6 protein-coding genes are annotated in these 8,638 nt (G+C 59.9%); 4 read left to right on the plus strand and 2 right to left on the minus strand.

What is annotated here, in order from left to right; all coding sequences use genetic code 11:
• Positions 1–78: 78 nt before the first annotated feature.
• Together H096_RS24270 and H096_RS24275 are read right to left on the minus strand one after the other, a co-directional pair.
• Positions 79–465, minus strand: coding sequence for a hypothetical protein (locus tag H096_RS24270; protein ID WP_033901879.1), 387 nt, complete (start codon positions 463–465; stop codon positions 79–81).
• A complete protein-coding gene (locus H096_RS24275; protein WP_033901880.1) occupies positions 462–5,258 on the minus strand; it encodes an RHS repeat-associated core domain-containing protein in 4,797 nt (1,598 codons plus the stop codon). The genes H096_RS24270 and H096_RS24275 overlap by 4 nt, the downstream gene beginning before the upstream one ends.
• A 201-nt stretch (positions 5,259–5,459) precedes the next feature.
• Here H096_RS24275 and lexA point away from each other — a divergent pair, with 201 nt between their 5' ends.
• The 4 genes from lexA to H096_RS24295 form a co-directional block, all read left to right on the plus strand.
• A complete protein-coding gene (gene lexA, locus H096_RS24280; RefSeq protein ID WP_033901881.1) occupies positions 5,460–6,077 on the plus strand; it encodes a transcriptional repressor LexA in 618 nt (205 codons plus the stop codon).
• Complete coding sequence (gene imuA / locus H096_RS24285; protein ID WP_033901882.1) at positions 6,077–6,691, plus strand: translesion DNA synthesis-associated protein ImuA; 615 nt, start codon at positions 6,077–6,079, stop codon at positions 6,689–6,691. Before lexA ends, imuA begins: the two co-directional genes overlap by 1 nt.
• 7 nt (positions 6,692–6,698) lie before the next feature.
• Positions 6,699–8,111, plus strand: coding sequence for a DNA polymerase Y family protein (locus H096_RS24290; RefSeq protein WP_033901883.1), 1,413 nt, complete (start codon positions 6,699–6,701; stop codon positions 8,109–8,111).
• The coding region (locus H096_RS24295; protein WP_033901884.1) for a PHP domain-containing protein at positions 8,108–8,638 on the plus strand (531 nt) is incomplete at its 3' end. The genes H096_RS24290 and H096_RS24295, both read left to right, overlap by 4 nt.

The following is an 8,638-nucleotide window of genomic DNA, read 5'->3' on the forward strand; positions in this document are numbered from 1 at the left end:
ATCATTGTGGTGAGCAGGCTTGCCCTGCGCTGGGCTGCGGAGCAGCCCTAGAAAGTGCAAAGCAAATCTACCTGATTGCTACTCCTGCACCGATTCCGCCCAGCGTAGAGAGAAGTCATGTTGCTCCTGTATGTCGTTAGTTAGATCACATTCTTCATATGAAAAAATATGAACAAGTTCACCTTCTGGTTCTCCCATTGTCAGTTCATAGGCGACAAGGCCGTTTGACATATGGGATGACATTCCAGATGTATGGACATTGATTTTGGCTCCCTTGCATAAAAACTTTATGTCTTTCAGGTCGGCTCTCAATAAGCCGAAGCTGTCGTACAGATCTAGGGCGGTATAGGTTTTTCGCACGCCATTGCTCAGCAGTAGATTAAGGGTTGGCTTGCCCCCTTCGTATTCGATCACTGCGCTCTCACGTAGACCGTTTTTGAGGATGGTGATTTCACGTGACTTCATGGGTATTCTCTATTCGGGTTCAAGATTGTGTATCCCTTGAAGGTGCCATCTTCATTGACTGGTGAGGCACCCAAGATATCTTTAGGGTCTATACGTCCGGGAATTGCTATTTCTGCCTCATTTTTGTGCTTGGAGCGTGTTCCCAGTTCTTTGTTTGCATCTCTCCCAGGGATTCTTTTTAGTGTGTACAGAAATCCTTCTTCAAACCCGTAGTTAGAAGCAAATACCAAGGCTTGTTTCCTTAAGGTAGACGTCGGAACGTAGTTGCTCGGAGGGCTGGCATTGTTTAAAGAATGCAGGTACAGATCTGTACTTGTGCCTCTGCTTTCGAATCCTTTTTCAAATATCTCATCTGGCTCTCTTGAGTCTCCGCGATATAGATAGCTGCGCTTTCGCAGTGGTGTCGGAGGTGATGGTGCTTGTTCATCAGCCTTCACTTGCTCGGTTGGGCTTTCTACTGTTGACTGCGGCTTGCATCTGTCTCCGCCTGGGCACGTGCTCAACCCCAACGGATCCACCCATCCCATGGGGTTGGGCACGTACTGGTACGCGTTGATGCCTCCCGCCAACTTCACCGGATCCGGCGTCAGGTAACGACCGACATCCGGATTGTAGTAGCGATGGCGGTTGTAGTGCAGCCCGCTTTCTTGATCGAAGTATTGGCCCTGGAAGCGTAGCGGATTGTCGACTTTTCCTATGTCGAGACGGCTGATTTCGCCGTAGGCACGATAGTGTGCAGACCAGACGATCTCACCATCCGGGGCGGTGAGTTCCTGTGGCGTACCGAGATGATCGAGTTGGTAGTGGTAGGGCTTGGTTTCCTTTGGACCAAAACCTTCCAGCAAAGCTAGCGGACGGAAGCTGTCGGGTTCGTAAAGGTAGCTGCGATGCCGATTTGTCTGATGTTCGGCGATGAGTTTGTCGCCCTGCCAAAAAAACTCCGTAGTGACCCCGTCAACGGTTTTGCTGATCCGCCGCCCAAACGGGTCGTAACGATAGCTGGCAGTCTGGCCGTTGGGTTTTTTAATGCCGATCAGGCGGTGCTGGCAGTCGTAGCGATACTCGGTGACGAGTTGATGGCCTTTGCCGCGTCGTTCGCGGATGAGGTTGCCGAAGGCGTCATAGTCGTAGTGGTGGTCGCCTTGGATCATCAGGCGGTTGCCGGCCACGATGTCGGGGCCGGGGCGGTTTTGCATGAGCAGGTTGCCGGCCGTGTCGTGGGCGAAGCGTTCTTGCTCGCCTTGGGAGTGGTTGGCGCGGGTGAGGCGGTTTAGCGGGTCGTAGTGGTAGTGGTGTTCGCCTTTACGGGTGTCGAGCAGGCGGGTGAGGTTGCCGCCTTTGTCGTAGTCGTAGTGGCGTTGGTAGAGGGTGTGTTGCTGTTGGGTGACGGCGTGGGCGTGCAGGCGTTGTTGATCGTCGTAGTGGTAGTGGCTGATCAGTTGGCCTTGTTGGCGTTGGAGTTCCTGACCGGCTTTGAACAGGTGAGAGGTAAGGGTTTCACCGTTCAGTTCGACGGTGACTAGGTGGCCGCCTTTGCCGTGGTTGAACGCCACCCGGTTGTTATCCGGCAGGCGCAGGTTTTGCAGGTGGCCGCAGGCGTCGTAGCCATAGCGCAGCGTGCCCCAGCCTTGGTGTTCGGCGGTGAGACGGCTTTGGCTGTCGTACTCGTAGGCCAACGCCCAGTGGCCATCCTCGACGCTTAGGAGATTGCCCTGACGGTCGTAGGCGTAATCGACCAGGTTGCCGTTGGGCAGGGTTTTTCTTACGAGCCGTCCGGCATAATCGCGCTCGTAGCGGGTAACCAGCTGACTGCCGTCATCACCGTGTTCGGTCTTTTCCTGCAGGTTGCCATTGAGGTCGTAGAGGTAAGCCGTGCGCTGGCCGTCAAACCCGGTTTCCTGTTGGATCAGGCCGTTGGCGTGATACTGGAGTCGGTAGGTTTCGCCCACCTCATTTTCGATTTCGGTCAGCAGCAACCTGACGTTGTCGTAACGGTATTTGACCTGAGTGCCATCAGCGTTGATGCGCCGACTGATCAGGTGCAGGCCGTCAGCGTATTCGTAGCGGGTGACGTGGCCGAGCTCATCGCGCTCGGAGGTGATTTTTCCGTAAGCGTTGTAGCTGTATTCCCGTGTGGCCCCCCCGGGCTGAGTCAGTTTCAGCAAGCGGCCTGCGGCGTCCCATTGATACTGGGTCAGCGCGCCATGTTCATCCTCGCGGACAACCTGTCGCCCCAGATCGTCATAGCGATAACGCTTGACCCCGCCATTCGGCAACTGCTCCTCAAGCAACTGACCCCGCTCATTCCAAACCAGCCGATGACAGCTGTGATCGGGATACCAAACCTGCGTCAGTTGTCCGCGTTTGTTGTAGCTGTACTCAGTCGAATGACCGTCAGGACCGGTCCTACGCGTAACATCGCCCTGGTCATTACGTTCATACTTCCAAACCGCTTCACCACGCCGTACAACCCGTACGAATCCATTGTCATGCTCGTAGGTCGTCGGCTCATCATCCCCAGGAAACACCGCCACCAAACGCCCAGCTTCGTCGTACTGATAGGCCGTAATAGCCCCCAGCGGATCCTGCTCAACCGTCAGCCGGCCTTTGTCATCGTAGGACTTGAAGTGCTCAGCACCATCAGGATCCACCCGCTGCACCAGCCGCGCCCGCTGGTCATGCACATAGACTTCCTGGCTGCCATCGGCGTTAAACACCGTGACCTGGCCGTTATCGTCCCAGGCATAGCGCGTGTCCATCTGCGAGAAACTGGCCCAATGCCGGACACACCGCGCGGCCTTGCCAGACCTTTCCCACGCCCAGAAGAAACTCGCCCCACCGGCCAGTCCACGCTCAAGAATGACGTGCTGCTCGTCGTACCGATAAACCTCGCTTTCGCCTACGGCATTGGTCGCGCAAACCAGTCGTCCAAAATTGTCATAGGCGTAGGCAACAACGTTCTGCTCCGTCACCCAGACAAACGGACCGTCATCCACCGCCCGCTCAACCTGGTAATCCACCGCCACGATGCGGCCCGACGCATAGCGCAAAAACAACGAGCGCCCCACGCCGTTATCCAGCCGCTCAATCTGCCCCAGGTAATTACGGAAAATGCGCAACCGGTTGTCATACGCATCGCTGATCGCCGTCAGCACGCCGTCGCGGAAGTGGTAGAAACGTGCCCCTTTAGACAGGACTAATTCATCGGGTAAAGCGCCCAGATAAATCGCGGCTTCGGCCAGGCTATTGGTAATCGCCGGCCGAGAAACCGTGGGCAAGGGCAGGGTAGTCGACCGATTCTCATGATCGGTCCACACCACCGCATCCCGGGAAACAGCCAGCCGATGCGCCAGCGAGTGACTCCAGCCAAACCCCAACCCACAATCCACTTCCACCGCGCTGGTGCGATACAACCGGGTCCACTCAAACGGCAAGATCCCATCCAACGTGCCATCGGTGAGGGTCAGCAGTTCCTCACCCGTGACCATCGAAACCGGGCAGCCGTTGGTGGCCGTCTTGTCCGAAGACGCAGCCGCATTCCCAGCCGGGTTTCGAGCTGAAACAGGCACATCGTCGACAGGCTCCTGGCGCACCAACACCGTCCGCTGCCTAACCTTATCCCGCACTAACGGCACAGGATTCGAAACCACCTGATCCCCAGCCTTCAACGGCACATCCGGAATCGTCCGAATCGGCGTCGCCGGGCTACCCAGCAATATCGGCTTCGCCACCTCCGCGTGATCATCCACACGAAATTTCCCGAACTGCCCAGCCATGTGCTCCAACCACCTGCGCGCCCGCTGAGACTTGATGCCGCCCAGCACCTTCGTACTCAAGCGCACCACCATCCCCATCCCGGCGGTGGCGAGACACAGCAGCAAATTGATCAGGACGTCGGCACTGATTTCCCCCAGCAGCTCGTTCATGTAAGGCGGCGGCAACATCCGCATCCAACTGACCATTGCCGACACATAAATGAACAGCAGCGGTTCATCGCTCAGCACCAACAAGCCCTTCGCGAGGCTTTCAGTGCCGAGCTTCAACAGCTTTTCGAATTCCTCCTGGGAGAGGTAATGCAGGAGTTTTTCCGCATAACCCATTGGGTCAGAAAGCCACTGGAACAGCTGCTTGAGGCTGTCCCAGAGCGCATACAGCGCCTCGCCAAAACCGCGGGCGTAGGCTTGGTGCAGCGAGAGATAGCGTTTGAGGAAGTTGGCTTCGGAGTAGCCTTCCCACAGCGGTTCAAAGGTGCTGGTCCATTCCGCACGCAGCCAACCTTCCAGCGGTGCGATAACCGCCTGATAAGAGGCGTACAGCGCCTTGAAATGCGTGTTGGAGACGTTGGGGTAGAAACTGACTCGGTACTGCTGGTTGCGATCACATTCGGTGATTTCGAGAATGCCGCTGGGGCCGATGGTTTTATGAATGGGCTCACCCAGCGGGCCGCCGTTGGGGTCGATGCGTTGCACCATCACGGGCGTATTGCCAATGGGCACGAAGCGTGAACTCTGGAACATGTGCACCAGGGTCAACGAGCCGTTGGCCTGGCAGGTGCCGGTGGTGGTGCTGGGAAACAGGGACCGGTTGATCGGCGCGACCAGTGCTACTTCATCCCCGACCTTGAAGACCTGCTCGATATCCAGCGCCGAAAAGCTGAAAAAGCTCTCCGCCCAGGCGTCGTAGTGATTGAGGCAGCGCTTGAAATCGCGGATGACGGATTCGACGTCTCGCGTTTTCGAATCCAGGGTGGCCAGTACTAGATAACCAATGGTTTGGCTGGTCAATTCAATCATGAGACAGCCCCGTCCACCGGGGGCCAAACAAATAACGCCATCCGCAATCCCTCGCACTGTGTATTCAGGCGAGGGACTTTGCGGACCTTTGCAGGGGAGGGGAGTAGAGCTAATCCGGCATCCATGTGGGAGGTTTCGACAAACCTCGTCGTCCCCTACACGACTAGCGGCTATTGTCAGAAATTTCCCACAGGAGTACAAATGTACTCCATGACGACTCTAACCCCCCGCCGTACCGCCATCCTGACCTTTATCCGCGACCGCATCGCGCAGCAAGGCCAGCCTCCCAGCCTCGCCGAGATCGCCGAGGCGTTCGGCTTTGCCTCGCGCAGCGTGGCGCGCAAGCACGTGCTGGCGTTGACGGAAGCCGGGTTTATCGAGGTCAACCCGAACCAGGCACGCGGCATTCGCCTGCTCAATCAACCGAAGCGTCCAGAGTGGCTGGATGTGCCGGTACTCGGCCGTGTGGCGGCTGGTTTGCCCATCGGTGCCGATGCGGAGGTGCACAACCGCTTGCAACTGGACCCGTCGACCTTCGCGAAAACCCCGGATTACCTGTTGCGGGTGCAGGGCGACTCGATGATCGAGGACGGCATTCTCGATGGTGACCTGGTGGGCGTGCGCCGCAGTGCCGAGGCCTTGAACGGGCAGATTGTGGTGGCGCGCCTGGACGGTGAAGTGACCATCAAGCGTTTCGAACGCCAGGGCGACAGTGTGCGCTTGCTGCCGCGCAACCCCGCGTACCAACCCATTGTGGTCGGGCCCGATCAGGACCTGGCGATCGAAGGGGTGTTCTGCGGTTTGGTGAGGCAAGGCTGATGGGCGCCGTGGTTGCGCTGGACACGCTGTTCAATGGCGGGCGTGTCTGGAAAGGCCGGCCTGCCGCGCCGCCGGCCAGTGTGCATCCTACCGGGTTGGCGGCGCTGGATGCGGTGTTGCCCACGGGCGGCTGGCCGGAGGCGGCCTTGAGTGAAATCCTCATGGCCAAGGAGGGGGTGGGCGAACTGCAACTGGTGCTGCCGACCCTGGCACGCTTATCAAAAATGGGGGAGCGCATTGTGTTGGTCGCGCCGCCCTACACACCGTACCCCCATGCCTGGCAGAACGCTGGGGTGGATCTGCGCTTGCTGTCGGTGATCCAGGCCGAGGAGCGCGACGCCTTGTGGGCAGTGGAACAATGCCTGCGTTCCGGCAGTTGCGGCGCGGTGTTGTGCTGGCCACGCAAGGCCGATGATCGGGCACTGCGGCGCCTGCAAGTGGCGGCGGAAACCGGACAGACCCTGGCGTTTGCCTGGCGTGCCTTGAGTGAGGCGATCAACTCATCGCCTGCCGCCTTGCGCCTGGCCGTGGAGGCCAAACCAGCGCAGGTGCGCGTGCTCAAGTGCCGGGGCGGCCTGGCCCATCCGGCACCGATTGCGCTGGCGGGGCATTGAGGTTGCCATGCGCTGGGTGTGTATTGTCTTCCCGCAATTGGCGTTGGACGGGGTGCAGCGTGTGCACCCCGAGCCAGACCAACCCCTGGTCTTGCTGGCCGGCACGCCGCAACGCCGTGTGCTGCAAACCGTCAACGATGCTGCCCGCGCCCTGGGCCTGCGCCCCGGCCAATCCCTGACGGCGGCGCATGCGCTGGCCAAGAGCTTTGCCAGCGCCGAATATGATTCCGCCGAGATCGAACGTTACCAGCAGTTCCTTGCTGCCTGGGCCTACCAGTTCAGCTCGCAGGTCAGCCTGTATTATCCGCGTGCCTTGTTGTTCGAGATCGAGTCGAGCCTGGGGCTGTTCGGGCCATGGCCGCGCTTCGAAGCGCGCTTGCGTAGAGAGTTGACCGAACTGGGTTTTCGTCACCGTATCGTCGCTGCGCCTAACCCGGTAGCGGCGCGGGTGCTGGCGAATATCAAGGATGGCCTGGCGGTGCAGGATGACGGCTTGATGCAGGCCCTGGCGCCGCTGCCCATCGACCGCGCCGGCCTCGACCCACAGGCCGCCACGGCTTTGTCGCGCATGGGCCTGCGCACATTGGCCGAGGTGCAGGCGCTGCCTCGGCACACCCTGGCACGCCGCTTTGAGGCCAGCCTGCTCAAGCACCTGGATGCACTGGCCGGGCAGCGGCCGCTGGGCCTGGCGTTCTATCAGCCGCCAGACCGGTTCGATGTGCGTATCGAACTGAATTTTGACGTGCAATCCCATCAGGCACTGCTGTTTCCGTTAAGGCGTTTGACGGGCGATCTGTCCGCATTTCTATGCGGCCGCGACAGTGGCGTGCAGCGTTTCGACCTGCATTTGGAACACGCTCAGGCGCCCGACAGCGTGATCAAGGTCGGCCTGCTCAGTGCCGAGCGTGAACCGGCGATGCTGTTTGAATTGGCCCGCGGCCGCCTGGAGCAAGTCCAGGTCACCTCACCGGTACGCGGCTTTCGCCTGGTAGCCCAGGACCTGCCGGTGTTTGTGCCCCAGCGTCAGGACCTGTTCGACGACCGCCCGCAACAAACCCTGCCGTGGGAGCAACTGCGCGAACGCCTGCGTGCGCGCTTGGGTGATGAGGCGGTGCAGGGCCTGCGCTTCCACGCCGACCACCGCCCCGAATGCGCCTGGCAAGCGACGGCGGATAAAAATCCGTGCCCAACCTTGAACACAGTGCAGCGTCCCGGCTGGCTACTGAGCGAGCCGACCTTGCTGGGCGAGCAGGGCGTGCAGATCCTCATGGGCCCGGAACGCATCGAGTCCGGCTGGTGGGACGGCGCTGATATCCGTCGCGACTACTACCTGATCCAGACCCGCGCCGGTCAGCAAGGCTGGGCCTTTCGCACCGTGGGGCAGGGCGATGGCCTGTGGCTGCAGGGCTGGTTTGCATGAGCTACGCCGAACTGCACTGCCTGTCCAACTTCAGCTTCCAGCGCGGCGCTTCCAGTGCACTGGAACTGTTCGAGCGCGCCAAGCGCCAAGGCTACAGCGCCCTGGCGATCACCGACGAATGCACGTTGTCCGGCATCGTGCGCGCCTGGCAGGCGGCGAAGGCGGTGGAGTTGCCGCTGATCATTGGCAGCGAGATGCGTATCGACAACGGCCCGAAACTGGTGCTGCTGGTGGAAGACCTCAGCGGCTACCAGCACCTGTGCCGATTGATCACCCTGGCCCGACGGCGTGCCGAAAAAGGCTGCTATCGCCTGCTGCGCGAGGACTTCGAGCAACCGTTGCCCGGCCTGCTGGCGCTGTGGGTGGCCGAAGACAGCGACACCCAGGCCGACGTCCAATGGCTGCGCCGAACCTTCGCCGAACGCCTGTGGCTAGCGGTGCACCTGCATTGCGGCCAGGACGATGCGCGTCACCTGGAGCAACGCCTGAACCTGGCCGCCAGCCTGCACATCCCGGCAGTGGCTTTC

It is taken from the genome of Pseudomonas sp. FH1 (genome assembly GCF_000510895.2).
Taxonomy (GTDB): Bacteria; Pseudomonadota; Gammaproteobacteria; order Pseudomonadales; family Pseudomonadaceae; genus Aquipseudomonas; species Aquipseudomonas azotoformans_A.

What these genes read in the sequence shown, in the direction of transcription:
- H096_RS24270 (WP_033901879.1), bottom strand. Translation starts at nt 465, where the DNA reads ATGAAGTCACGTGAAATCACCATCCTCAAAAACGGTCTACGTGAGAGC.
- H096_RS24275 (WP_033901880.1), bottom strand. Translation starts at nt 5,258, where the DNA reads ATGATTGAATTGACCAGCCAAACCATTGGTTATCTAGTACTGGCCACC.
- lexA (WP_033901881.1), top strand. Translation starts at nt 5,460, where the DNA reads ATGTACTCCATGACGACTCTAACCCCCCGCCGTACCGCCATCCTGACC.
- imuA (WP_033901882.1), top strand. Translation starts at nt 6,077, where the DNA reads ATGGGCGCCGTGGTTGCGCTGGACACGCTGTTCAATGGCGGGCGTGTC.
- H096_RS24290 (WP_033901883.1), top strand. Translation starts at nt 6,699, where the DNA reads ATGCGCTGGGTGTGTATTGTCTTCCCGCAATTGGCGTTGGACGGGGTG.